This window comes from Nitratireductor basaltis (genome assembly GCF_000733725.1).
GTDB lineage: Bacteria > Pseudomonadota > Alphaproteobacteria > Rhizobiales > Rhizobiaceae > Chelativorans > Chelativorans basaltis.
The window spans coordinates 1,516,290-1,543,018 of sequence record NZ_JMQM01000001.1; the positions used below are offsets into that span (position 1 = coordinate 1,516,290).

Sequence of the window (26,729 nt, forward strand, 5' to 3'; positions counted from 1 at the left end):
ACAAACCCATAGGTGCGCAGTGGCCCCGAGCGATGACAATCACACCAAGGGCCTGCTGTTGACCGCTTTTGGCGGTCTGGTGCTCACGATCGACATTCCGCTCATCCGGCTGGCTGATGGCGACCATTGGCCAATTCTCATGGTGCGCAGCGCGATTACCTTCTCTGTTTCGCTGATCGTCTGGCTCGTGTGGCGAAGTTTCTCGTCGAAAGCACCTGCATTCGTTCCAGGTCGGACCGGCCTGCTGGTGGCCGCTCTTTACGGGCTCAGCGCCGTGACCTTCATGGGAGCGGTGTTCTACACAACGACGGCCAATCTCGTGTTCATTCTTGCGCTGAATTCGATGTTCGCCGCGCTGTTCTCATGGCTGTTCCTTAAGGAGCGCCCCGCCCCGGCGACGCTCGTCGCAATGGTCTTCATGCTGGCAGGCGTGCTCATCATTGTCGGCGACAGTATCGGTACGGGCAATCTTGCGGGCGATCTCATGGCTCTGGCATCTGCGATCATGATCGCGGCGGCCATCACCATAACCCGACACAGCGGCAAGGATATGGGTTTCACTGCACTTGCCGCAATTCTGCTGCCGTTTCTGGTGGGCGCCTTCATGACATCGAAGGTCGGCTACAGGATCGACGATCCCCTTTGGATCATCATCAATGGCGCGATCATTATGCCGATCGCGTTTTTCTGTCTTGCCAATGGTCCGAAATATCTGTCCGGGCCGGAAGTCGCGATGTTCTACCTTCTTGAAACCGTCCTCGCGCCGATCTGGGTGTGGATGATCTTCAGTGAGATTCCATCAACGCAAAGCCTGGTCGGCGGGACGATCCTGATCGTCACGCTCATCGCTCACTCTCTTTGGCAATTGCACCAGGGACGGCGCAGACGACAGGCTGCACGGGCGTTGCGACACCCGATCTAGATGGTTCGCGAACTGATTCACTGTCCGGTTACAAGTCACTGATTTCATATAAATTTCGGCAACAAGTTTCCTCGCGTGAACTCTCCATTAAAGTTTTACCCCGATGCTGCCGGACAGTTTGGGGGGTATCCGATCATGGATGCGATGACTATTGCGACGGGATTTTTGCGCAGCCTGGGACTGGCTGCCCTGGTGGGGATGTCGTTCGGCGCCTTGCTGCGGCTTGAGTTGCGGGGGGTGAAGCTGGGACTTGCCAGCGGTGCCCTGTTCGGATTTGCAGCAGTGGCAGCGATGGCAGATCCAATACGTTTCCAGGAAGGCGTTATATTTGATGCCCGAACGGTGCTCATCGTCCTGTCCGCCCCCATGGGCGGTCCGATCGCAACTGTGGTCGGGACGGCGTTGGCGGCCGCCTATCGGGCCTGGCTTGGCGGAGTGGGTGCAACAGCTGGTGTTTCAGGCCTGGTACTCGCGGGTCTGGTAAGCCTTATCTATTACTGGCGCTGGCGCACTGCGCGAATGATCCGCGAGTTCGGCATTCTTGGTTTTGCCGGTGGCGTGACGATATTCACGATTTTCCTCATGCCGCGCCCGCAGGCCATGGCGGCTTTCGAGACCATGGCGTTCCCATACATCCTCACCACAACGCTTGGGACTATACTCGTGGGCATCTTCCTGACGGCGGAAAAGCGTCGCCACGATTTCGCCCGCGCGTTGAAACATGCCTCGGAAACGGATGCACTGACCAAGGTCTTCAACCGGCGCAAGCTCGACCGGCTTGCCAACAAGCTGGAAAACAGGGCTGCGATGCAGCAGGACTACGCGGTAATCATGTTCGACATCGACCACTTCAAGCGGGTCAATGACACCTATGGTCATGCTGCAGGGGACGCGGTTCTGACACGCGTGGCAGAGATCGTCTCCGCACGCACGCGCAACATGGATCAGGTCGTGCGCTATGGCGGCGAAGAGATCGCGGTCATCCTGCCCGACACGAACGAGAAGGGCGCCGCAACCGTGGCCCAGCAGATCCTGAAGACCATCGCGGGCACGAAGGTCGATTGGGATGGTGCGGATATCGCGGTAACTGTCAGCGCAGGCGTTGCAGCCTCCAGCAGTCACGGGCCAGGTCTCGTGGACGTCGTTGCCGCAGCCGATCAGGCGATGTACGCCGCAAAGCGCGACGGCCGCAATCGGGTGCAGACGGCTACGACCATGCGTCGGTTGGAAGTGGGAGCAACACCCGGTCTGCAGGCAACGGCAGCCGAAACCGAAAAAGCGAGCTGAGAACAAAAAAACGGGAGCTCAAGTGGCTCCCGTTTTTCGTCCAACCTCGATTTTTCAGCTGGCGAACTTGCCAGTCCGCGGGAACCCCTTGGGTGCCAGGCGCCCTGCCCCGGCACGATTGCCGATCCATTCAAGAAGTTCTTCGCGCTTGCGGTTGAAGGTGCGGTCGGCGGAATCCTGCCAGGTCAGCCCTTCTTCCATCGTGAAGGTCTTGAGGTCGGAAATGCCGCCATCCTTGTAGCGCTGCAGGCGTACGCCCTTGCCGCGGGTCATTTCCGGGATCTCGGACAGTGCGAAGACCAGAAGCTTGCGGTTCTCGCCAACAATGGCAACGTGATCGCCCGACACGGGCACGCAAAGCTTTGCCTCGTCCGGAGACTTTACATTCATGACCTGCTTGCCCTTGCGGGTATTGGCCACGATGTCCTTTTCAGCCACCACAAAACCGTTTCCGCCGTGGGAAGCGAGCAGAAGCTTGCGCTCGGCCTCATAGGGGAAAGCCGTCACGATGGCCTGGTCGTTTTCCATATCGACCATGAGGCGCACAGGCTCACCATGGCCGCGGCCACCGGGAAGCCTGTCGGCACCGACGGTGTAGAACTTGCCGCCGGTGGTGAACATCAGGATCTTGTCGGTGGTCTGTGCGTGGAAGGCGAGCTTCAGACTGTCTCCTTCCTTGAAGGAGAGCGTTGAGAAGTCAGCCAGATGGCCCTTCAGGGCGCGCATCCATCCCTTTTCCGAAAGTACCACGGTGATCGGCTCGCGCTCGATCAGGGCAACAGCCACGTCTTCCAGATCGTGCTCGGGAGCATCCGCAAAGGTGGTTCGGCGCTTGCCCAGAGCCATATTCTTTTCCGGGTCATAGGTCTGGCGCACCTTGGCCACTTCCCAGCGCACGGTCTTCCATTGCTTTTCGGTCGAAGCAAGCAGGGCTTCGATTCCCGTCTTTTCTTCCGAAAGCGCGTCATGCTCCTTGCGGATCTCGAATTCCTCGAGTTTGCGCAACGCACGCAGGCGCATGTTCAGGATGGCTTCGGCCTGGGTGTCGGTGAGATCGAAGCGGGCGATCATCACCTTTTTCGGCTCATCCTCCTCGCGGATGATACGGATGACCTCGTCAATATTCAGATAGGCGATGAGGTAGCCGGCCAGCACTTCAAGGCGGCGCTCTATCTCGGCGAGGCGATGGCGCGAACGGCGCAGCAGAACTTCGCGGCGGTGATCAAGCCACTCGCGCAGAACCTGCTTCAGCGACAGGACGCCCGGCACCTTGCCGCGCGAAAGCACATTCATGTTGAGCGGGAAGCGGGTCTCCAGATCGGTCAGCTTGAAAACCGACTCCATCAGAAGCTCCGGTTCGACCGCCCTGCTCTTCGGCACGAGGATCAGGCGAATGTCTTCCGCACTTTCGTCGCGCACGTCATCCACCAGCGGCAGCTTGCGCGCGATGATCAGCTCCGCGATCTTCTCGATCAGGCGGGACTTCTGGACACCGTAGGGAATCTCGGTGATCACGGCCTGCCATTGGCCACGGCCCTGATCTTCCTTCTCCCAGCGCGCGCGAACGCGGAAACCGCCACGACCCGTCTCATAGGCCTCGCGCATGGAGGCACGGTCTTCAACAATCACGCCGCCTGTCGGGAAATCCGGCCCCTTCACATGCTTGAGCAAACCATCGAGATCAAGCTCGGGATCATCGATCAAGGCAAGAGCTGCATCGCAGATCTCGGCGGCATTGTGTGGCGGTATGGAGGTCGCCATGCCGACGGCGATGCCGGAGGAACCGTTGCAAAGCAGGTTCGGGAACGCGCCGGGAAGAACCGTGGGCTCTTCCGTCTCCTCATTGTAGGTCAGGCGGAAATCGACGGCGTCTTCGGTGATGCCTTCAAGAATGCCCGTGGCGGCCTCGGTCATGCGCGCTTCGGTGTAACGCATGGCCGCGGCACTATCGCCGTCGATATTGCCGAAATTGCCCTGCCCGTCGACCAGCGGGTAGCGCATGGCGAATGGCTGGGCCAGGCGCACGAGCGCGTCGTATATCGAGCTGTCACCATGGGGGTGGAACTTGCCCATGACATCGCCGACGATGCTGGCACATTTGGAGAAACGCTGCCCCGGCTCAAGCCGCTGCATGCGCATCGTGTAAACGATGCGCCGATGCACGGGCTTCAGGCCATCACGCACATCGGGGAGTGCCCGGTGCATGATGGTCGAGAGTGCATAGGCCAGGTAGCGCTCTTCAAGCGCCTTTTTCATGTCCACCGGTTCGGAGGACGCTCCGTCTCCGCCGCCGGGCGGTTGCAAATCTTTTCCCATGGATTCGGGTTAACGAAGCAAGCAACACAAGGCAATAGCGGCCTTGCGCTCATCCACTGATCTGGCCCTTATCGGGTCACTTGAGCCAGAAAACGCTCGATCGTGACTGTTGCGGGGTCGCCTGGCTGGCCCAGTTTGCGCGCAATGGAGCCGTGGGTGTAACGGCCGCCGTCAAAAACCGCGACACTCGTCCCTCTGGCGCGAAGAACATTCGCGTAGCCATTGGTCAGCGCACGGCGGCGAGCCCCGTTCGAGCCGGAATGCAAGAAGAGATGCGGTGCATAGCCGGAGCCCTGCCTTGCGTAGGTGACCGGCGACCAACGCACCCAGTTCTGCGGATTGGAGCCGAACGCATCGAGATAGGGATAGCCGAGCGAGCCGCGCATGCCGGCATAGGCAACCATGTCATAGGCCTGGACATCGTTTGGAATGACGCCCCGGATATTGCCGCAGAGCTTGCGCGCCTCGCACAGCGCGACCAGATGGGCGCCCGCCGAGTGCCCCATGAGGACAATGCGGTTCGGATCGCCGCCATAGCGACGGGCATTGCGGCGAAGCCACTTCACCGATTGCGCCAGATCCTGCACCTGTCCTTCAACGGTCGTGGCAGGCACCTTGCGGTAGTCGATGGCGACGAGCACATAACCCTTGGCGTTGAGCCATTGAGGCAGCGAGTAGACCTTCTTGCGGTTTCCCTTCACCCAGCCACCGCCGTGCACATAGACAACAATGGGTCTGTCGCGACCGCCTGCCAGCGAGAAGAGATTGAGCGCCGAGGCGCGCTTGACCTGTGGTGTGTGAATGTCCAGCGCCAGCCCCCGCGTATAGGCCACACCGTCGTGGAGCTGACCTGCATGTGCGAAGGTGAGGCTGGTGATGAGCAGAAAGATCGCCAGCTTGAGCGGTCGCAACATATGGAATGCCCCGTCTTATTGCTTGAGGTAGAAACAAATCGCCTGTGGGCAAATTGACACAAGAGCGGGCGCTCGTCATCTTTCGTTCGGAATTTTCCCTTTCTCTGTGCGTCCAAATCGGTCCGGGAGTTCTATCCATGAAGTGTATCAAGTCACTCTCTGCGTCGCTGGCCCTTGCCGGACTGACCAGCACCGCCCTCACCGGCCCCGGATTCGCGTTCGAAGCGGATGCGGTGGCCAAACGTTTTGAGGAGATCATCGAGAAGCAGCAGGTCGATGTCGAATGGTCGGCGGTTAGAAAGGACGGCACATCGGTCGTTCTGGAGGATGTCACCGCCATGGCCGAAGGCGAGGATGACAAGCTGGAGCTTGGCGACCTCGTTTTGCAGGATGTCAGCGAAGACGAGATGAGCTACCGCATCGGGACGGTCGTGATTGATGAATATGCGGTCGCTGACGATGATGTATCTGTTGCCATCAAGGGCCTCAGCATCGCCGGTCTCGTTTTGCCAAAGCAGGACGAGACAGATCCATATGGCGGCGTGATGCGGTATGAGCGGATGGAGGTTGCATCCGTTTCCGTCAAGGATGAGGACGGCAGCCTTGTTGACGCCCGAAATGCCGTTGTGAGCATGGATGCCGATGGTGAGGACAGCCTCTCCTTCTCCGGCAGTGTCGAGAGCTTTACCGCCAATCTCGACAACCTGATGGAAAGCGGCAATGCGATGGCAGCCGTCAAGCAGCTCGGTTATTCCACAATTTCCGGATCTGCTGAAATGGAAGGCGCCTGGCGTGCTTCCGACGGGCTTGCGAGCCTCGATACCTATAAGGTGACCGTCGAGAATGCCGGTACCTTCACCTTGTCTGGCGAAATCAGCGGCTACACGCCGGAATTCGTCAAAGCGCTGACGGAAATGACGTCCAAGATGCAATCAGGCGGCGAAAACCCGATGCAGGGCATGGCGATGCTCGGCCTGATGCAGCAGCTCAACTTCCACGGCCTGTCGCTGCGTTTCGAAGACGCTTCGCTCACGGGGAAGCTGCTTGAATTCGTGGCGTCAAAACAGGGTGGCAAACCCGCTGATGTGGTCAAGCAGGCCGAGGCCATCATCCCGCTTCAGGTTTCACCCTATCTGGGCCCGGACATGACGCGCGAACTCACGGAGGCGGTGACGACCTTCCTGAACGATCCGCAAAACATCACGATTGCCGCGCAACCCGAAAGCCCAGCTCCCTTCACGATGATCATGGGTGCTGCGATGGGTTCTCCCGAACTGCTGGTCAAGCAGATCGGGCTTTCCGCGAAAGCCAATCAGTAGGTTCAGTCGTTGTGAAATGAAAAAGGCCCGGCGAGTGCGCCGGGCCTTTTTCATCTGCGTCGTCCTGCCAAATTTCAGTTTTTGGCCTGAGGGGCCAGGCGCAGGTGAAGCTCGCGCAGCTGTGCCGGAGTTGCCTCCGACGGCGCATTCATCAGTAGATCCTGAGCCTGCTGGTTCATCGGGAACATGGTGATCTCGCGCAGGTTCTTCGCGCCCACGAGGAGCATCACGATGCGGTCGACACCGGCCGCCATGCCGCCATGGGGCGGTGCTCCATACTGGAAGGCGCTGTAGAGACCGCCGAAGCGCTCTTCCACTTCGCTCTGCTCGAAGCCGACAAGGCCGAATGCCTTGACCATGACTTCGGGCAGATGGTTACGGATGCCGCCAGAGGCAATCTCGAAACCGTTGCAGACCATGTCGTACTGATAGGCCTTGATGGTGAGCGGGTCCTGGTTCTCCAGCGCTTCCATGCCGCCCTGGGGCATGGAGAACGGGTTGTGCGCGAAGTCGACCTTCTTCTCGTCCTCGTCCCATTCGTAGAAGGGAAAGTCGACGATCCAGCAAAGCTCGAAACGGTCGCGGTCGACCAGATCGAGTTCCTCGCCTGCACGGGTGCGCGCAGCTCCCGCGAAGCTTGCAAATTTCTTCGGATCGCCTGCGACGAAGAAGCAGGCATCGCCGTCTTCCAGACCAAGCTGCGTGCGTATGGCTTCGGTGCGCTCAGGTCCGATATTCTTGGCCAGCGGACCTGCGCCCTGCAGTTCCTCACCTTCCTTGCGCCAGAAGATGTAGCCCAGACCCGGCTGGCCCTCGCCCTGCGCCCAGGAGTTCATGCGATCGCAGAAGGCACGGCTGCCGCCGGTCTTTGCGGGAATGGCCCAGACCTCGTTCTTCGGATCGGCTGCCAGGATATTCGCAAAGACCTTGAAACCGGAATCACGGAAATGCTCGGAGACTTCCTGCATCTCGATCGGGTTGCGCAGGTCCGGCTTGTCAGAGCCGTATTTGCGCATCGCCTCGTCATAGGGAATGCGGCGGAAACTCTCGGTGACCGGCTTGCCGTTGGCGAAGGTCTTGAAGATATCGCGGACGACCGGCTCCATCGTGGAGAGGATGTCTTCCTGCTCCACGAAGCTCATCTCGAGATCGAGCTGGTAGAACTCGCCCGGCAGGCGGTCGGCACGCGGGTCCTCGTCGCGGAAGCAGGGTGCAATCTGGAAGTAGCGATCGAAACCCGAGACCATGATCAGCTGCTTGTAGATCTGCGGCGCCTGCGGCAGCGCATAGAATTTGCCTTCATGCAGGCGTGAGGGCACGAGGAAGTCACGCGCGCCTTCCGGCGACGATGCCGTCAGGATTGGCGTGGAAAACTCGGTGAAGCCCGCTTCGCCCATACGCTTGCGCATCTCGGAGATGATCTGCGTGCGCCTGACGATGTTCTTGTGCAGCGTTTCGCGGCGCAGGTCGAGAAAACGGTATTTCAGGCGAATGTCTTCAGGGTAGTCCGGCTCGCCGAAAACGGGAAGCGGCAGTTCCCTCGACTTGGAAAGCACCTCGATCTCGCCAGCGAATACCTCGACCTCGCCGGTGGGCAGATTCGCGTTCACCGTCTCGTCCGTGCGCGCCTTCACCTCGCCGTCAACGCGGATCACCCATTCGCCACGTACGGTTTCGGCAATCTGGAAGCTCGGAGAATCAGGATCGGCAACGATCTGGGTCAGACCGAAATGGTCACGCAGATCGATGAAGAGCAGGCCGCCATGGTCGCGCACGCGGTGCACCCAGCCTGAAAGGCGGACAGTCTTGCCGACGTCGGATTTTCTCAATTCTGCGCAGGTATGGCTGCGATAACGATGCATGTTTTTCTGTTCCGCTGTGCTGAAGCTCGTCGGAAGGCGATGCGGGCTATGGCGCACCGGGCCTTGTTAACCGCGCGGGAAAAGCGCATGTGCGCACGGTTTTGTCAAGGATGGCCCCGTGTCTGCACCCCACTCCTGAGCGATGCACCACTATTAATAGTGAAATATCAGGGTGCACACGATTTTCTTCACATTTGTGCCTCCAGCGCATAAAGAAGACGCATGGAACTTATCAAGACGCGCGACGCGCTGGCTGAGGCTGTCAGCCAGCTTTCACAATCCGACTTCATTACCATCGACACCGAGTTCATTCGGGAATCGACCTATTGGCCCGAGCTGTGCCTGATCCAGATGGCCGCGCCGGGTGTGACGGCGCTGGTCGATCCCCTGGCAGACGGAATGGATCTGAAGCCCTTTTTCGACCTCATGGCCGATGAAAGCGTGACAAAGGTTTTTCACGCCGCGCGTCAGGATATCGAGATCATCTACAATATGGGCGGGCTCATTCCCCATCCGATCTTCGACAGCCAGGTCGCGGCGATGGTCTGTGGTTTCGGCGACAGCATTTCCTATGACCAGCTCGTCTTCCGCATCACCGGCGAGCGGATCGACAAGACCTCCCGCTTCACCGACTGGCGTCACAGACCCCTGTCGCAGAAACAGCTTGATTACGCGCTTGCCGATGTGACCCACCTCATTCCGGTCTATGAACACCTGAAGGCCGAGCTGGAGCGCGAGAATCGTGCCCATTGGCTGAAGGAAGAGATGGATGTGCTGACCGCGCGCGAGACCTATGACCCGCATCCCGAGGATGCATGGAAGCGTCTGAAGCTGCGTGTGCGCAAACCGATCGAACTTGCCGTGTTGCAGCATGTTGCTGCCTGGCGGGAGCGAGAAGCGCGTGAGCGCAATGTGCCCCGCGGGCGCGTCATCAAGGACGATGCGATCTATGAAGCGGCACAGCAGCAGCCGAAGGACACGCAGGCGCTCGGCCGCATGCGCGCCATTCCGAAAGGCTGGGAGCGTTCAAGTACGGCCGCCGGCCTTCTTGGCGCCGTTGCCAAGGCACTTGCCACCCCCAAAGAGGAACTCCCGCGCTTGCCCAAGCAGGTTCATGCCCCCGAAGGTGCTGCCGCTGCGGCCGAACTCATCAAGGTTGTGCTGAAGCTTGTTGCCGAGCGCGAGGGCGTTGCACCCAAGATGCTTGCTTCCAGCGACGACATCGACCGCATTGCCGCTGAAGGCGAAAATGCGCAGGTGGCGGCGCTTTCCGGGTGGCGCCGCGAAGTCTTCGGTGAAGAGGCCCTGAAACTTCTGCGCGGCGAGACGGCACTGCGGTTCCGCAACCGGCGGATCGAGACCTTCACGCCCGTGAAGGAAGTCGTCAGCGCAAATTAGGCCGCGAAGCTAGTCCTTCGCGACGTCCAGGACGAGATTGAGTCCCGTCACGCGGGCCAGATGAGCCATGCGTCCGATCGGCCGTTCCCCCATCAGTTCCGCTCGGTCACGCGGGATCAGTAGCGCGATGGAGCCGTCATCGCGCTTTTCCCATCTCAGGCGCGGAATGACGCCGGGCATTGACGCCGACAGCAGATAGACCACGCGCATCAGACCGCCGAGCAGGCGGGCGCGTTCCGCATAGCGCGGTGTGGCAAGCGCGCGCATTTCCGGCGACAGATTGTCGTCGAACAGACCTTCGTGTCTGAACATGATGGCCAGCGCGATATAGGCGCGGCCAGGATGATCGATACCTGAGAATGAGCCGTGGGCGATGATGTTCAGCGACTGCGTGCCGCGATATTCGGGATGGGCGCGCCATCCGATATCGGCGAGCAGGCAGGCAGCCTGCCGGTAGCGCGCGTCATTTTCGCACTCTTCCACGCCCAGCACCTTGAACGCCTCGCCCGTCCATTCGGCGAGTTCCTGCGAATGGGTGTAGGAGCGCGAGCGAAGAAGTGCCAGCTCGCGTGAGGCAGACAGGAGCGGATCGCTCTTGCGCTGCTCTTCCTCCAAAAGGGAATAGAGATAGCCTTCGCGCACGCCATTGGCCGAGATCACCAGCTTTGACGGCTTCATTGCGCGCATGACTTCAAGAAGCACGGTCGCACCGAAAGGCAGCAATGCACGGCGGTTCTTCGAGACGCGGCCGATACCGCGCATCTTTTCCAGATTCCCTTTGGCAACGCGTTTGAGGAAAGCCAGATGCTTCTGGGGATCAAGCTCGTAATTATGCATGACCTGCAGTGGATATTTGGTCACGCTCATATGCAGACGGGCCAGGTTGCGCCAGGTACCGCCAACGCAGTAGAAGGCCCTGCCCTCGCCCGCCTTCAGCCACGGCGCACGCGCAATCTCCCCACGGGCGATCTTGGCGGCAATGGTCGTGGAATCTTCCGACATCTCCTTCAGGCGAAGGCCACCGAGCGGCAATGTTATGCCATCGCCCATATTGCTGCCGGAAACGTCTACCAGTTCGAGGCTGCCGCCGCCCAGGTCGCCGACAATGCCATCGGGCTCATGAAACCCCGACATGATGCCATAGGCCGAATATCTGGCTTCTTCGCGCCCTGACAGAACCTGGATTTCGGTACCGAGAATCTCCTCGGCCCGGGAAATGAATTCCGGCCCGTTTTCGGCCTCGCGCGCAGCAGCGGTCGCCAGCACATGCAGCGACTGGGCGCCTGCCTGCTCCGACAATGCGCGGAAACGGCGGAATTCCTCCACGGCCCGCGAGACGCCATCCGGGTCAAGCTGGCCGGTCGTGACAATGGACTTGCCCAGACCTGCCAGCATCTTCTCGTTGAACAGCACGGTGGGAGAGCGTGCAATGCCCTCATAGATCACCAGGCGGATCGAGTTTGATCCGATATCGATCACGGAAACGGGACGCCTGTCCTGCAACCGGCCTTGGGTCGATGCGATACTCACGCTGTACAGAAACCACCAGAATTGTCATTGCCAGCAACCTGTTTGAGGTCTTGCAGGCAATAAATCAATCCAAACTTATTCAGCAGCGGCAGCTTTCTTTGCCTTCTTGAATGCCTCGATGCGGCGCGGTGCGTGAGACTTCAGCGCATCCCCGCGGCCCGACAGGCTGGGATTGGTCATGAAATATTCCTGCGCGTTGAAGCTTTCCTCGCCTTCCTGCGGTAGGATGCGGCGCGATGTTCCGTCCGGCAGCACCTCGAAGCTTTGCTGGTTGTCCATGATGTTGCCGAGCATGATCTGTCCCAACACCTGCTCATGCACGGTGCGGTTGGTGATCGGCACCATGGCTTCGACGCGCCGGTCGAGATTGCGCGGCATCAGATCGGCGGAGGAGATATAGACGATGGCCTCGTCGGAAGGCAGGCCGTGGCCATTGCCGAAGCAGTAGATGCGGCTGTGCTCGAGGAAGCGACCAACTATGGACTTCACCCGGATCTTCTCCGACAGGCCCGGCACCTGCGGGCGCAGGCAGCAAATGCCGCGCACGACCAGATCGATCTCGACCCCGGCATTGCCTGCCTCATAGAGCGCATCAATGATCGCGGGATCGACCAGTGAATTCATCTTCATCCAGATCTGCGCCGGCCGCCCTGCCCGGGCATGTTCGATCTCGCCCTGGATGTGCTCAAGAATGCGATTGCGCAGGGTGAATGGCGATACCGCAAGGCGCATATCCACGTCCGGCTCGGCATAACCGGTGATGAAGTTGAACACCTTCGCCACGTCGTGAGCTATAGCGGAATCGTCAGTAAAATAGGAAAGGTCGGTGTAGATGCGCGCGGTGATAGGGTGATAATTGCCGGTGCCCAGATGGCAGTAGTTGCGCAGGCGTCCATCCTCGCGCCGCACGACCAGTGACATCTTCGCGTGGGTCTTCAGTTCGATGAAACCGAAGACAACCTGCACGCCCGCGCGTTCAAGGTCGCGCGCCCAGCGGATATTGGCTTCCTCGTCGAAACGCGCCTTCAGCTCCACCAGTGCCGTGACCGATTTCCCCGCTTCCGAAGCGTCGATGAGCGCGCGCACGATCGGGCTGTCATTCGAGGTGCGGTAAAGCGTCTGCTTGATGGCTACGACGTCAGGGTCCTGCGCTGCCTGGCGCAGGAACTGCACGACCACGTCGAAACTCTCATAGGGGTGATGGACCACAAGGTCCTTTTCGCGGATGGCGGCGAAGCAATCGCCATTGTGTTCGCGGATGCGCTCGGGGAAGCGCGCATTGTATGGCTCGAATTTGAGGTCGTCGCGCGCGACCTTCACGATTTCGGAAATCTGGTTGATCGCAAGCGGGCCGTCCAGCACGCTTATGCGTCCGGCGGGAACACCCAGTTCCGATGCCACGAATTCGCGCAGCGACTCGGGCATCGAGCTTTCGAACTCGATGCGGATCACCGAACCGCGCCGGCGGCGCTTCAACGCGCTTTCGAACAGGCGTACAAGGTCTTCGGCCTCTTCCTCGACCTCGATATCGCTGTCACGAATGATGCGGAAAGTGCCGGAGCCGATCACCTTGTAGCCGGGGAAGAGCTTGCCGATGAACATTTCGACAATGTCTTCGAGCGCGATGAAACGAATGCCCGAAGAGCGCATCGGCAGCTCGATGAAACGCTGCAGCGCGACCGGCAGGCGCAGCAGAGCGGTCATCCGCTCCCCATCCGAAAGCTTCTGCAGGTCAAGGGCGATGGAAAAGCCGAGATTAGGGATGAAGGGGAACGGATGCGCGGGATCGATGGATAGCGGCGTCATTACCGGATAGATCGAATCGAGAAAATGCTCCTCGACCCAATCGCGGTCCGCTTTCGACAGGCTGTCCGGGCGGACCAGCTCTATCCCCTCCTTCTTGAGAAGTTCCAGAAGACCGCCGAGATTTTCATGCTGCTCCAGCTGCAGTCGGCTTACCTCCAGCAGCACCTGGTGAAGCTGTTCTTCCGGTGTGCGCCCATCAGCGCTCCGCGTGGTTATTCCCTCGCGTACCTGACCGGCAAGGCCTGCCACGCGGACCATGAAGAACTCATCCAGATTGTCGGCGGAAATGGAGAGGAAACGAACACGCTCAAGAAGCGGATGACAGGGATTTTGCGACTCCTCCAACACGCGGCGGTTGAACTGCAGCCACGAGAACTCACGATTGACGAAGCGATCAGGGCTGGAGGCGGCCACCTCATCGGCCTTCTCCGGCTCGATCGGGAACTCGCTCTTGACCGGCTTCAGCTCATTCATCGTCTTCATCTTCCTCGAAACATGCAGGGACCTGGACAGCCTTGGCTGTCAGCATATGTCCTGACAGGCTTTTGCGACAGTTTCATATCACGGGCTTGCAAATAAGCCATTTATGCTACAAACGCTTTGACAAACTGACACCGAGCGGGAGACAGAAATGGCGGGCCATGCGATACCGCATTTCCACAACACGGATGGTCACAGCGCCATCAATATCGGCGTCCGCGAATTCATGTGCGTCGGCGCAAATCCGCCCATGGATCATCCACATGTCTTCCTGGACATGGGTGACGATGTCGAGCGCGTCTGTCCCTATTGTTCCACGCTTTACCGCTACCGCCCGGAGCTGAAGGCTGACGAGACCCAGCCTGCGGGTTGCGCATTCAAGCGCGACGCGGCCTGAGGCGCGAGGCACAAGCACCATTCCCGCCTCCATCGCCATTGCCGGTGCAGGCATTGCCGGACTGACAAGTGCGCTGGCGCTTGCCGCGCGCGGGCATGAGATTACCATTTTCGAGCGCGAAGCGCATCTGGGCGAAGCGGGCGCAGGCCTGCAGCTTTCGCCCAACGCCACGCGCGTGCTTCGCAACCTTGGCATTCTGGATCACCTCCAGAAGATTGCCGTACAGCCCCAGGCAGTGCTGCTGCGTTCCGCGCGCGACGGGTCGGTGAAATCCCGCCTTCCGCTTGGCGAACAGGCGCAGGACCGCTGGGGTGCTTCCTATCTCACCTGTCACCGGGCCGACCTGCAGAGCGCGCTTTTGGAATGTGTTACCGCGAACCGGGGTATCAAGCTGAAGTTGGATGCCCTGGCGCAAGGATTTTGCTTCACCGGTGACCGTGTCTCACATCCTCTCTCCGATGCACAATTCGATCTTCTGCTTGCGGCCGATGGCATCTGGTCCGGCCTGCGTAAGGAGGTGACATCGCTTGATGCGCGTTTCGTCGGCCGCATTGCCTATCGCGCCATGCTGTCTGCGGATCATCCAGCCGCTCGCGCGATCTTCGGGACGACGCCCAATGTGCATGCGTTCATGGCGGCGGGTTTTCACACCGTCGCCTACCCTGTCAGTGGCGGCACTGCCTATAATCTGGTGGTCGTTCTTCCTGGTAATGAAACGCAACGTGGCTGGGTGCAAGGTGCTGATCTCGACGAGCTTCGCCATGCATTCAAGAGCACGATCCTCGCGCCACTGATAGCGGCCGATGGCTGGAGCCAATGGCCGCTATACGAGGTCCCGCCGCTCGAAAGCTGGTCAAGACCGCCGAACCTGTTGCTCACCGGTGATGCCGCGCATGGGCTCACACCCTTTGCGGCACAAGGCGCGGCAATGGCCATTGAAGACGCTTCGGTGCTTGCCGGTGTGCTTGATGATGCAGGCAGCGTGGCGGAAGCGTTGGCGAAATTCGAGCGGCAGCGCAAACCCCGGATCGAACAAGTGCGGCGGCGCGCAGGCTTCAACAGTTTTGCATGGCATGCTGCAGGACCTGTGGCTTTGATCCGTGATCTGGTGCTAAAGCACCGCACTGGCGCGAAGCTCATGGCCGATTTCGACTGGCTTTATGGCTGGCGCGAAGACTGAACTTGCCTCCTTGAATGCGAAAAGGGGCAGCAGAAAGCCGCCCCTTTGAGTGATTACCAGCGTCTCTGTTGCCTTTAGTGCAGGATCTGCGACAGGAAGAGCTTGGTGCGCTCGTGCTGCGGATTGTCGAAGAACTCGGCCGGCGTGTTCTGCTCGACGATCTGCCCCTGATCCATGAAGATCACGCGGTTGGCGACCTGGCGGGCGAAGCCCATCTCATGGGTCACGCAGATCATGGTCATGCCTTCCTCGGCAAGATCAACCATGGTGTCGAGCACTTCCTTGATCATTTCGGGATCAAGCGCTGATGTCGGCTCATCGAAAAGCATGATGCGCGGGTTCATGCACAATGCGCGGGCGATCGCCACGCGCTGCTGCTGACCGCCGGAGAGCTGACCTGGATATTTGTGCGCCTGCTCGGGAATCTTCACCCGCTCCAGATAGTGCATCGCCATCTCCTCGGCTTCCTTCTTGGGCGTCTTGCGCACCCAGATCGGAGCCAGCGTGCAGTTCTCCAGAATGGTGAGATGGGGGAAGAGATTGAAGTGCTGGAACACCATGCCGACTTCACGACGCACCTCGTCGATCTTCTTCAGATCGTTGGTGAGTTCGATGCCATCGACGACGATCCGTCCCTTCTGGTGCTCCTCCAGACGGTTGATGCAGCGGATCATGGTGGATTTGCCGGAACCCGAAGGCCCACAAACCACGATGCGTTCGCCGCGCATGACCTTCAGATTGATGTCGCGCAGAACGTGGAAATCGCCATACCACTTGTTCATGTTGACGATCTCGATGGCAACATCGGTATCGGAGATCTGCATTCCCGGCTTTTTGTTTGCAGCAGGTGCTGCTGCGGCAGGATTTGTCTGGCTGGCCATGACGTTTTTCCTCACTCGAGCTTTTCGCCCGTCAGTTCTTGTGGCCGGTGTTGAGCCGGCGTTCCATGTAGATCGAATAGCGCGACATGCCGAAGCAGAAGAGCCAGTACACGAAGGCAGCGAATACAAGTCCGGTCGCAGCCGTGGTTGGCGTGATCCAATTGGGATCGGCAAAGCCGCGACGCACGGTCCCCAGCAGGTCGGCGAGGCCAATGATGTAGACCAGGCTCGTGTCCTTGAAGAGGCCGATAAAGGTGTTCACGATGCCCGGGATCACCAGCTTCAACGCCTGCGGCATGATGATCAGACGCATCATCTGCCAGTAGCCGAGACCCAGCGCCTGCGCACCTTCATACTGGCCCTTCGGGATGGCCTGCAGGCCACCGCGGATGACTTCCGCCATATAGGCTGCCGAGAACAGGGCAACGCCGATCAGTGCGCGAAGCAACTGATTGAAGGTCACGCCATCCGGCAGGAAGAGCGGGATCATGAATGCCGACATGAAGAGTACGGTGATCAGCGGCACGCCACGCCAGAACTCGATGAAGACGATCGAGAAAAGGCGGATGGCCGGCAGATGCGACCGGCGACCGAGCGCCAGCAGGACACCCAGCGGCAAAGATGCCGCAATGCCTGTCAGTGCCACGACGAGCGTGACAAGCAGACCGCCCCAGAGATTGGTCGGAGCCGGTCGCAGACCCATATCGCCTGCCAGCAACATGATGAGCAGCAGAATGCCGACCGGTGCCACCAGCACTTTCAGATAGCGCACCTTGCCGCCCTCACCCGGCTGCACCGCCAGAAGGCTGAGCGCGACCGAGACGATCGCAACGAGTGAAGAAAGCATGGTGAGCGTCGAGAAGCGGATATCCATGAACCGCACGGGGCCGGAATTGACGGCATTGTGCATGAACAGGATCAGCAGTGCGGCGATTGCCGCCCACAGTCCCCACTTCAAACGGTCTTCACGGGCACCGGCGACCATGCCGCCCAGGGCGGATGCGATGAAGGCTCCGATGGTCAGCAGAAAGGCCACCCAGGCGCCGCTGACGCGCAGATTTCCGCCTGTCAGAAGAACCAGCGCGACGAACGGGAAAACAGCGAAAAGCAATATCGCGTTCAGTCGCTTGTAGGGAAGCGGCGGAATGAGCAGCGGCACGGCCAGAAGTGCCAGAAGCACCATGACCAGGTCGACGCGCCAGCGCTCGCCCATCGGGTAGAGACCGTAGACGAACTGCCCGAATTTGGCACCCACGAAGGCCCAGCATGCACCAAGTTCACCCTCGCCTTCCGCCGGAAGGCAGGCCTGACGGTCCGAGCCGGAAAAGACAGCGTGAAGAAACCCCCACTCGAAGATGTTCCACGCAGCCCATACCGAAAAGATCGACAGGACGATGGTGATGACACTGTCGAATGGCGTGGCGAACAGGTTCTTGTGCAATATCCCCACAATGCCCGCCTCCGATGGTGGAGGCGGTTGCGGTGCTTTCTGCTCGCGAGCGACGTAAAGAGAGACTTGTTCTTCCATTTTTTGCCTCCTACCGCTCAACCAGCGCCATTTTGGCGTTGAACCAGTTCATGAATGCGGAGACCGCGACGCTGAGGCCGAGATAGACGACCATCCAGACAGCGACCACCTCGACGGACTGGCCGGTCTGATTCAACACCGTGGACCCCACGGCAACCAGTTCGGGATAGCCGACGGCCAGACCCAGTGACGAGTTCTTCGTCAGGTTCAGATACTGGCTGGTCAGCGGTGGAATGATGACACGGAACGCCTGGGGCACGACCACCAGCCGCAATAGCTGGCTGCGCGTGAGACCCAGTGCCGAGGCGGCTTCGGTCTGACCCTTGGACACCGACAATATGCCGGCACGAACGATTTCGGCCACGAAGGATGCGGTGTAGAAGGACAGCGCGAGGAACAGCGCGAGAAATTCCGGCTTGACCTGCCAACCGCCCCGAAGATTGAAGCGTGTTGCTTCGGGCACTTCGAACGAGATCGGAAGTCCGGTGACAAGGAATACCGCAATCGGCAAGCCGAAGATCATGCCCAGAGCCGGTCCGAGCGTCTTGCGGCGCTCGCCTGTCTTGAGCTGATGTTTCGTGTTGGCCTTCGCCAATATAACCGCACCGGCGATGCCCAGTATGAGCGCGATCAGGGTGGCCAACGCGATGGGCTCGAAAACGGCAGCAGGCATTTGCAGGCCGCGATTCGAAAGATAGGTGCCAAAACCGAACTGTATGGCCTCGCGCGGCAACGGGAGCACCGAAAGGACGCCGAAATACCAGAAGAGGATCACCAGCAATGGCGGAATGTTGCGGAACACCTCGACATAGATGGTGCTGAGGCCGCGCACGATGTAGTTCCGTGAGAGGCGCCCGATACCTATGATGAAGCCGACAATCGTTGCGAGCGTGATACCGGCTATCGCGACGATGATCGTGTTTGCGATACCGACCATCAGCGCGCGGCCATAGGTGGAATTGGACGAATACTCTATCGGCACCTGGCCGATATCAAATCCCGCGCGCGAGGATAGAAAACCAAAACCCGAGGCGATGTTTGCCTGGGCGAGATTTCGGATCGTGTTGTTGATCAGCCAGGAGGCAAAAGCCAGGATGGCAATGATCATCAGGATCTGGATGATGAGACCGCGCGTTTTCGGGTCGCGCATCAGCGCGACACGCGGCTGCGAAATGCTTTGAGCTTCAACTGTCATATGATCCGCCATGCACGATGCTTGGCCATTGCAGGAACGGCCAGCGCATACGCTTATTAAAAGCGGGGGTGCTGCCGCATATGCAGCAGCACCCTCATCTACCGATTAGCGGATCGGCGGTGCGTATTGCAGGCCGCCCTTGGTCCAAAGAGCGTTCTGACCACGCTGGATGCCAAGCGGCGTGTCCGGACCGACATTGCGGTCGAAGATTTCGCCGTAATTGCCAACAGCCTTGATCACATTGACCATCCAGTCAGCCGACAGGCCAACATCCGCGCCGAAGGTGCCATCAGCACCGAGCAGGCGGCGGATATTCGGATTGTCGGAATTGACCATCTCTTCGACATTGTCCTGCGTCACGCCGAGCTCTTCAGCGTTGATCAAGCCGAAGTGAACCCACTTCACGATGTCGAACCACTGCTCGTCACCCTGGCGGACTGCCGGGCCAAGCGGCTCCTTCGAGATGATTTCCGGCAGAACAACATGCTCGTCCGGGTTGGACAGTTCGAGGCGCGATGCATAGAGGCCCGAGGCATCGGTGGTGAGAACGTCACAACGGCCCTGCTCATAAGCAGCATTCACGTCCGACTGGCTCTCGATAACAACCGGATTGTATTCCATGTTGTTGGCGTTGAAGTAGTCGGTCAGGTTCAGCTCGGTGGTCGTACCGGACTGCACGCAGACGGTAGCGCCGGAAAGCTGCAGGGCGGAATTCACGTTCAGGTCCTTGCGGACCATGAAGCCCTGGCCGTCGTAGTAGTTCACGCCGGCGAAGTTGAGGCCGAGCGCGGTATCGCGGTTCATGGTCCAGGTGGTGTTACGTGCCAGCAGATCGACTTCGTTGTTCTGCAGGGCGGGGAAGCGCTGGACTGCGGAAAGCGGAGTGTACTGCACCTTGCTGGCATCGCCGTCGAATACGGCTGCGGCCACGGCCTTGCAGTAGTCCACGTCGAGGCCCTGCCATTCGCCCTGGTCGTTCTGGGAAGCGAATCCCGGAAGTCCGGTATTCACACCACAACGCAGCTGGCCAGCGCTCTTCACGTCATCGAGCGTGGCTGCCGATGCCGCACCTGCAGCAAATGCAAATACAGCCGAGCCGAGCAGTGCCTTCATAAGATTCTTCATGTTCATTGACCCTTTTTTCTCAAGCACAGGGTTCATCCCCAAAGTCTGATGTGCGGAAACACGGTGACACAGTCTTGTGAATTTGCTGCGAATACCGGCTTCCTCTCCCATGCACGGCGTCCATCGAATGCCATAATTTCACACGGGTCAAGAGGGGAAGAGCGATTGGTCCAGAAGCAATAACTGATGGTTAACCCTGACGGATTACAACCATTCCTATATTATTTCACCATCGGGGGCTGGTCATGAAGCCGGTACTGGCGGCAACTGTAGTCGCATTGATATCAACAGGGATTTCGGCAGCATTCGCAGCCGATTACGAGCCTGCGCCGTCCTATCAGACCGCGCCCTTGCGTCCCACGCATCAGGCAGGTCACTCCGGCTGGTATATTCGCGGCGATATCGGGCACAACTTCAAGACGAAAACCGACGGCGGTTTCCGCGTTTTTGAAGGCACTTACCGCGATGCGCACTACGAGCATATGGAATTGCGCTCCAACACCTATTTCGGTGCCGGCGCCGGTTACCGGCTGAACGCCCATCTTCGCGGCGATGTGAGCCTGGCATATTGGAACCGCAGCGGCTTCGGAACGGCCACACTCGACGGTGATTGGTCCTTCGACGATTCGAGCTCCGCGAATGCATTCGAACTGATGGCCAATGCCTATGTCGACCTGAAGACCTTCGGTCGCATCACGCCCTATGTGGGCGGCGGCGTGGGCACGACCTATCTGCGCTACGGGCGCCTGACAAACCGCGCAACCTGCATTGATGCCGCCGAATGTGGCGGGCTGGATTATGTGGCCTGGCATGAGGGCGAGGACAGCTGGCGCTTCACCTGGGCGCTGATGGCAGGTGTCTCGGTGGATCTGACCCATCGCGCAAAGCTGGATCTTGGCTACCGCTATGCCCATGTGGCCAGCGGACATGCGTTCGGTTTCGATGCGGCTGACATCGCGGCGGGTGCCACGGGCGTGCAGGGTTGGGACAACGGCTTTGGTACACACCAAATCCGTGCCGGCCTGCGCTACGAATTCGGTGGCGCGCAAACCGCGGCATACAAGCCCGAGCCCTTCGTCATCCCAGCGCCTCAGCCCGTTTACGACACCACGCCCTACGAGGCTCCGGTCTACAAATAGGCTTCTGGCGCAGACGCTTCCCTGCCCCGGCTGCTTGTCTCCTTCGCCTTCGCGCGCTACGCCCTTTGAGTGAACGGATGAGGCCGACCCCGCGTCGGCCTTGTTCATTCCTCACTGCGCGACAAGAGAAAATGGCGAAGGGTGATCGATGGCACGGGATCTTTCTGGCAAGGGCAGCAATACGCGGCTGGCACATATCGGCAATGATCCGCGAGACTTTCACGGGTTCGTCAATCCACCGGTCGTGCATGCCTCCACGGTTCTGTTTCCCGATGCGGAAACCATGGCGGGCCACAAGCAGAAATACACCTATGGGACGCGCGGCACGCCAACCAGCGATGCGCTTGGCGCTGCGATCGACGCGCTGGAAGGCTCGGCCGGTACAATAGCCGTTCCCTCCGGCCTGGCCGCCGTTGTCGTACCCATGCTGGCCTTCCTGTCAGCAGGCGACCATGTGCTGATTGTCGATTCCGTCTATTTCCCCACCCGCCGCTTTGCAGACACGATGCTGAAACGCATGGGTGTGGAGGTCGAATATTACGAGCCGGAACTGGGCGGCAAGATCGCCTCGCGCATGAAAGACAACACAAGGGTCGTCTTTACCGAATCACCCGGATCCAACACGTTCGAGATGCAGGACATCCCGGCAATCGCAGAAGCGGCACATGCCGGCGATGCCATCGTGATGATGGACAATACCTGGGCAACACCGCTCTACTTCAAGCCGCTTGATCATGGCGTGGACATTTCCATTCATGCGGCCACCAAATATCCGGCAGGCCATTCCGACGTCCTCTCGGGTACGGTATCGGCCAACGCGAAATGCTGGCAGCAACTCTACGACACCTATCTGACGCTCGGCGTCTGTGCGGGTCCGGATGATGTCTACCAGGTTCTGCGCGGACTGCGCACAATGGGAGTGCGGCTTGAACGCCACCAGGAAAGCGCGCTTGAAATCGCTCAATGGCTGGAGAGACGCGACGATGTTTCCCGCGTGCTCCATCCGGCCCTGCCCTCGCATCCCGGCCACGAAATCTGGAAGCGCGACTTTTCGGGCGCAAGCGGCATCTTCTCCATCGTTCTGAATGGCGGCGGCACGAAGGAAGCGCATGCTTTTCTCGACGCGCTCGAAATCTTCGGTCTTGGATATTCCTGGGGTGGGTATGAGAGCCTCGCAGTGCACGTATCGCTGGGAGATCGCATTGTGGCAAAGGCACCGGATGAAGGGCCGGTCATCCGCCTGCAGATCGGGCTTGAAGATGTGAGTGATCTGAAGGTCGATATCGAGAAAGCTCTCGCTGCGGCAAGAGCTTAGTCACAGAAGCCCAACAAAGCCGCAATCCGACTTATCGGGTTAAGTTCACCGTAACCAGAGAACAACCTCAGGCTGAGTAAAATCTTGGCGGCTGCATCACTAGTCGATTACCGTCCCATCATTGCTTGATTCGAGGGGGCTCATGATGCGCGGCATTAGATCAGGCTGTGGCACAAGCGCGATTGCGCTTGTGGCGGCAGCAGGCGGAACTCTATTGGCTGCTTCACCTGCAACTGCGGCCTGCGGTCCGACTGCCGGAACAAGCGACACCTATGTTTGCGACAGCGGCACCATGGCCGGAGGGCTGACAGATACAGTCGGCGACAACAGCCTGACTTTTCCCGATGGCGGCAATGGCACCATTGATGGCGATGTGGAGTTTGGATCCGGAGCGGACCGTCTCGACATGCGCTCGGGCCGCGTGACGGGCAACTTCGACCAGGGCAGCGGCATCGACATTTTCGAGATGAGCGGCGGCGTCATCGACGGGGCAGTCAATCAGGGCGGTGGAGAGGATATCTTCCGCATGAGTGGCGGCCAGATCGGATCCCTGAACCAGAGCGGCGATCTCGACGAGTTCTACATGACGGGCGGGCGGATCCTGGGCAATTTCAATGCCGGCGACTATGGCGAAATGTCCGGCGGGCGCATCGGCAGCGTGTCGCTGGTCGGTTCAAGCAACACATTCCTCATGTCCGGCGGTACTATTGACGACAACCTTACCGCCATGGGCGGTCGCGGCGACGTTAATACGCTGACGATTTCTGATGGAGAGATCGGCGGGAGGATCGGTACGAACAACGCTCACGACCATGTCACCATCACGGGCGGCAGTGTCGCGGGCAACATCACGCTGGAAGACAATTCCGACCGCTTCATCTGGAATGGCGGCGGCACTCTTGGCGGTTCGGTGGAGCTTGAGGCGGAAGACGACCAGGCGGAACTGACCAATCTGAACCTTGCACTGACCAGCGGCCCTACCCTTCTTTCCGGCGGCACCGGCACAGATAGCCTGACCCTCACTGACGTGGACTGGACGGGTGCTGCACGCATCACCGAGTGGGAAAGCATCACGCTTTCAGGAGCCACCCTGCTCGATCTGGGCGGTGAAGCGCTGGTTCTCGGCGACGCCGGCACGCAAACCGGCAGTCTGGAAATCACACCGACCAGCGTCATTTCAGGTGCAGGCAGCGCTTCAGGCTCGATTTCCAGCTTCGTGTCCAGCTCTTTGGCGCAGGTGAACAATCGCGGTCGCCTGACCATGCAGGATGGCATTGCGGGCGACCGCATCACCATCACAGGCAACTATACCGGCCATGATGCAGTGCTGAGCCTGGACACCGTTCTTGCAGGCGACGATGCCGCTAGCGACATGCTCGTAGTGGACCGAGGTGCGGCTGACGGATCGACCACGCTTGCCATTGTCAATGCCGGTGGAACCGGTGCGGCAACGCTCAGCAATGGCATCAAGGTCGTGGATACCACCAATGGTGCCACGACGACCGCGGGTGCTTTCGCGATTCCGGCACCTCTTACCGCTGGCGCGTTCGAATATCGCCTGTTTCGCGGTGGGTTGACCAGCGGAAGCGAGGAAATGTGGTACCTGCGCTCCACGATGATGACACCACCCGAACCTGCTCCAACGCCCGCGGACCCGACGCCGTCCCCCATCCCCGCACCGCAGCCGGCACCCACACCTGCCGCAGGCCGAGAGATCGCGCTGCCGACCGCGGCAGCAACACCTCCCAATGGAGGTGCGGCACCGCTTGCGCCTGTCGCCGCCTCGACACTTGCCGCACTGACGCCGCAGTCTCCGCCTCCACCTGCAATGGCAGAAGCGGAAGTCGTTCCTATTATCCGGCCGGAAGTGCCACTTCACGCTGCAGTGCCGCCACTGGCGCAGGTTCTCGGGCAGGCCACGCTTGCGACATTCCATGAAAGGCGCGGCGAGGAAGACCATCTCGAGAAAGGTATGGCTGCAAACAGCTGGCTTCGCATATTCGGAGAGCACATCGACACGCGATGGGACGGTATTGTTGCACTGGGCTTCGAGGGGAACCTCTACGGCGTACAGATCGGGCAGGATATGGTGGGCCGTGAATGGTCCAATGGTCATGAGACCCATTTCGGCCTGATTGCCGGCTACAGCCGGTTGACGGGCGACCTCTCCGGTAGCGCGCTCGGTTGGTCAGGCCTTGAGGTCGGAACCGCGGATCTCTCGCTGATTACCGTCGGCGGCAGCCTTGCCCATATGGCAGCTTCAGGCTGGTATGTGGATGGTGTTGCCCTTTTTGGCTGGCTTGACGGCACGACGGGTTCCTACCGCGACACTGGCATCGAGGTGGAAGGAGAAACGATCCTGCTTTCGGCAGAGGCTGGAATGCGGTTCGCCCTCAATGACCGCTGGAACCTGCACCCCAACGCGCAGCTTGCATGGCAACATGTCTCACTCGACCCCGCTCATGACGGGCTTGCCGGCGTGAATTTCGAAGACATGGCAGGCTTCACCGCTCGTGCGGGCCTGCGTCTCGAAGGAGAGCTTGGAGAACAGCAGGTGCTGCGACCCGTTCTCACAGCCGACCTAACTCACAGCTTTGGCGAGGAAAGTGCGATCTGGCTCGGCGACAATCGTGTCACGACCGATCCGGACAATACGACGCTCGAATTCGGAGCAGGCTTCACGGCGCAACTCAATCCCAACATCCGCCTGCATGGCGAGGGACACTATGCTTTCGATATAGCGGGTGCAGAGCAGACCTCTCTCGGCGGCACGCTCGGTCTCACCGTCAACTGGTAGAACGCTTCCCGCCACGCATGCGCTTTTGCGACTGAGGCAGCGATGCTATCAGCTTGGTTGAACCTGACGCATGGCAAGGATGCTGCAGCATGAGCGATGGATGGGCGATCGGCCTGATGACGGGCACCGTTCTCGACGGCAATATCGATATCGCGATGCTGCGCACGGATGGGGAACGGATTTTCGAGTTCGGCCCCTATGAATTGGTGGCCTATCCCGCAGGCATCGTACCGCTGTTGCGGGAAGCCATGCAGGCAGCAATACAGTGGCGCTTCGTTGGCAGCGAGCCGGAAATCTTCGCCAGGGCCGAGCGCGCCCTGACCACGGCCCAGTCAGAGGCGGTGAACGCCTTCCTGTCGCGCCACGGCTTTGAAGCGAAGCAGATATCCGCAATCGGATTCCACGGACAAACAGTGCTGCATGTAGCGCCACAGAATGGTGTCAAAGGACAGACGCGACAGTTGGGCGACGGCGCCTTGATGGCCGACATTACCGGCATCACAACCGTCCATGATTTTCGCAGTGCCGATATCAAGGCTGGCGGTCAGGGAGCACCACTCGCACCCGTCTACCACCGAGCGCTGCTTGAGCAGATCGGCGCGGGCGCGGATACGGCCATTTTGAACCTGGGTGGCGTGGCCAATATAAGCTGGTGCCGGGGAAGCGAAATGGCCGCCTTCGACACCGGTCCTGCCAATGCCCCGGTCAATGACTGGGTGCGTGAACATACCGGGGGGGAGATGGATCGCGACGGCGCGATTGCCGCGCAAGGACAGGTGGACGAGGCGCTGCTGGAGACGCTTCTGGCTCATCCCTACATGACACAGCGCTATCCAAAATCGCTCGACCGCAACGATTTTACGTCGAGTATGGCTGGAAACCTAAGCCTTGAAGACGGTGCGGCGACCCTGACCGCATTCTCTGCGGCAGCCGTGGGCAAGGCGCTCGATCTTCTGCCGCAACGCCCCACGCGCCTTATCCTTTGCGGCGGCGGACGGAAAAACCCGTACCTGAAGCGGGCCATTGCGGATCGGGCGCAGGTCGAAGCATGCGTGGCAGAGGACGTTGGCTTGCGCGGCGATGCGATAGAAGCCGAGTGCTTCGCCTATCTCGCCATGCGCAGCCTGCGCGACCTGCCGCTCAGCTATCCGGCCACCACCGGTGTCAGTGCACCGATCTGCGGCGGCAAGATCGAAGCGCGCGCATAAACTTTTCCAACACCACCTTCCTGGCGGCACAATGTCACAAGCCACCGATCATGCGGCCTGCAGGGCGTTCCGGAAAAGTGGAAGACGATCAGGCAGTTGAGGCGCTCGAATTACCGGCAATAAGACTTTG

Annotated in this window: 19 protein-coding genes; 10 read left to right on the forward strand and 9 right to left on the reverse strand. The window is 59.8% G+C overall.

Going from position 1 to position 26,729, the window contains the following annotated elements:
• Positions 1–19: 19 nt before the first annotated feature.
• Both EL18_RS07360 and EL18_RS07365 read left to right on the forward strand, forming a co-directional pair.
• Positions 20–922: a DMT family transporter gene (locus tag EL18_RS07360; RefSeq protein ID WP_036481328.1), complete on the forward strand. Its 903-nt coding sequence runs from the start codon at positions 20–22 to the stop codon at positions 920–922.
• 135 nt (positions 923–1,057) lie between these two features.
• Positions 1,058–2,209 (forward strand): GGDEF domain-containing protein, encoded by a 1,152-nt coding sequence (locus EL18_RS07365; protein WP_036481331.1) that lies wholly within the window; start codon positions 1,058–1,060, stop codon positions 2,207–2,209.
• Positions 2,210–2,263: 54 nt separating this feature from the next.
• Here the strand turns inward: EL18_RS07365 and parC are convergent, their stop codons facing one another.
• Positions 2,264–4,525 carry a DNA topoisomerase IV subunit A gene (gene parC, locus EL18_RS07370; protein ID WP_036481334.1) on the reverse strand — a complete coding sequence of 754 codons (2,262 nt, stop codon included), beginning with the start codon at positions 4,523–4,525 and terminating at the stop codon, positions 2,264–2,266.
• Between the two features lie 68 nt (positions 4,526–4,593).
• On the reverse strand, positions 4,594–5,439 hold the full coding sequence (locus tag EL18_RS07375) for an alpha/beta hydrolase (RefSeq protein WP_081871115.1): 846 nt from the start codon (positions 5,437–5,439) through the stop codon (positions 4,594–4,596).
• 137 nt (positions 5,440–5,576) lie between these two features.
• On the opposite strand from EL18_RS07375, the gene EL18_RS07380 reads away from it, so the two are divergent.
• Positions 5,577–6,758, forward strand: coding sequence for a hypothetical protein (locus EL18_RS07380; protein WP_036481336.1), 1,182 nt, complete (start codon positions 5,577–5,579; stop codon positions 6,756–6,758).
• Positions 6,759–6,832: 74 nt separating this feature from the next.
• Here EL18_RS07380 and aspS read toward each other — a convergent pair whose 3' ends face one another.
• The gene (aspS, locus tag EL18_RS07385) at positions 6,833–8,620 is read right to left on the reverse strand and encodes an aspartate--tRNA ligase (protein WP_036481338.1); all 1,788 of its coding nucleotides are present in this window, start codon (positions 8,618–8,620) and stop codon (positions 6,833–6,835) included.
• A 222-nt stretch (positions 8,621–8,842) separates the two neighbouring features.
• Here aspS and rnd point away from each other — a divergent pair, with 222 nt between their 5' ends.
• Positions 8,843–10,018: a ribonuclease D gene (rnd, locus tag EL18_RS07390; protein ID WP_036481340.1), complete on the forward strand. Its 1,176-nt coding sequence runs from the start codon at positions 8,843–8,845 to the stop codon at positions 10,016–10,018.
• A gap of 9 nt (positions 10,019–10,027) precedes the next feature.
• Here rnd and ppx read toward each other — a convergent pair whose 3' ends face one another.
• Both ppx and EL18_RS07400 read right to left on the reverse strand, forming a co-directional pair.
• Entirely contained in the window at positions 10,028–11,548 is a 1,521-nt protein-coding gene (ppx, locus tag EL18_RS07395) for an exopolyphosphatase (RefSeq protein WP_036481341.1), read from the reverse strand.
• A gap of 75 nt (positions 11,549–11,623) precedes the next feature.
• Positions 11,624–13,828, reverse strand: coding sequence for an RNA degradosome polyphosphate kinase (locus tag EL18_RS07400; RefSeq protein ID WP_036481342.1), 2,205 nt, complete (start codon positions 13,826–13,828; stop codon positions 11,624–11,626).
• A gap of 157 nt (positions 13,829–13,985) precedes the next feature.
• Here EL18_RS07400 and EL18_RS07405 point away from each other — a divergent pair, with 157 nt between their 5' ends.
• Together EL18_RS07405 and EL18_RS17505 are read left to right on the forward strand one after the other, a co-directional pair.
• A complete protein-coding gene (locus tag EL18_RS07405; RefSeq protein ID WP_036481344.1) occupies positions 13,986–14,231 on the forward strand; it encodes a zinc-finger domain-containing protein in 246 nt (81 codons plus the stop codon).
• Positions 14,232–14,268: 37 nt separating this feature from the next.
• Positions 14,269–15,411, forward strand: coding sequence for an FAD-dependent monooxygenase (locus EL18_RS17505; protein ID WP_280113664.1), 1,143 nt, complete (start codon positions 14,269–14,271; stop codon positions 15,409–15,411).
• Between the two features lie 74 nt (positions 15,412–15,485).
• Here EL18_RS17505 and EL18_RS07415 read toward each other — a convergent pair whose 3' ends face one another.
• From EL18_RS07415 to EL18_RS07430, 4 genes are all read right to left on the reverse strand, one after another.
• On the reverse strand, positions 15,486–16,235 hold the full coding sequence (locus EL18_RS07415; RefSeq protein ID WP_051914180.1) for an amino acid ABC transporter ATP-binding protein: 750 nt from the start codon (positions 16,233–16,235) through the stop codon (positions 15,486–15,488).
• Positions 16,236–16,323: 88 nt separating this feature from the next.
• Positions 16,324–17,820, reverse strand: coding sequence for an amino acid ABC transporter permease (locus EL18_RS07420; protein ID WP_036481348.1), 1,497 nt, complete (start codon positions 17,818–17,820; stop codon positions 16,324–16,326).
• Positions 17,821–17,830: 10 nt separating this feature from the next.
• Positions 17,831–19,015 carry an amino acid ABC transporter permease gene (locus EL18_RS07425; protein WP_152552970.1) on the reverse strand — a complete coding sequence of 395 codons (1,185 nt, stop codon included), beginning with the start codon at positions 19,013–19,015 and terminating at the stop codon, positions 17,831–17,833.
• 105 nt (positions 19,016–19,120) lie between these two features.
• Positions 19,121–20,140 (reverse strand): amino acid ABC transporter substrate-binding protein, encoded by a 1,020-nt coding sequence (locus EL18_RS07430; RefSeq protein WP_036484211.1) that lies wholly within the window; start codon positions 20,138–20,140, stop codon positions 19,121–19,123.
• 245 nt (positions 20,141–20,385) lie between these two features.
• Here EL18_RS07430 and EL18_RS07435 point away from each other — a divergent pair, with 245 nt between their 5' ends.
• The 4 genes from EL18_RS07435 (at position 20,386) to EL18_RS07450 (ending at position 26,599) form a co-directional block, all read left to right on the forward strand.
• Positions 20,386–21,279: an outer membrane protein gene (locus EL18_RS07435; protein ID WP_051913861.1), complete on the forward strand. Its 894-nt coding sequence runs from the start codon at positions 20,386–20,388 to the stop codon at positions 21,277–21,279.
• A 148-nt stretch (positions 21,280–21,427) separates the two neighbouring features.
• The gene (locus EL18_RS07440; RefSeq protein WP_036481355.1) at positions 21,428–22,594 is read left to right on the forward strand and encodes a cystathionine beta-lyase; all 1,167 of its coding nucleotides are present in this window, start codon (positions 21,428–21,430) and stop codon (positions 22,592–22,594) included.
• 142 nt (positions 22,595–22,736) lie between these two features.
• Complete coding sequence (locus EL18_RS07445; protein ID WP_152552971.1) at positions 22,737–25,391, forward strand: autotransporter family protein; 2,655 nt, start codon at positions 22,737–22,739, stop codon at positions 25,389–25,391.
• An 89-nt stretch (positions 25,392–25,480) separates the two neighbouring features.
• On the forward strand, positions 25,481–26,599 hold the full coding sequence (locus tag EL18_RS07450; protein WP_036481359.1) for an anhydro-N-acetylmuramic acid kinase: 1,119 nt from the start codon (positions 25,481–25,483) through the stop codon (positions 26,597–26,599).
• Positions 26,600–26,729 lie beyond the last annotated feature (130 nt).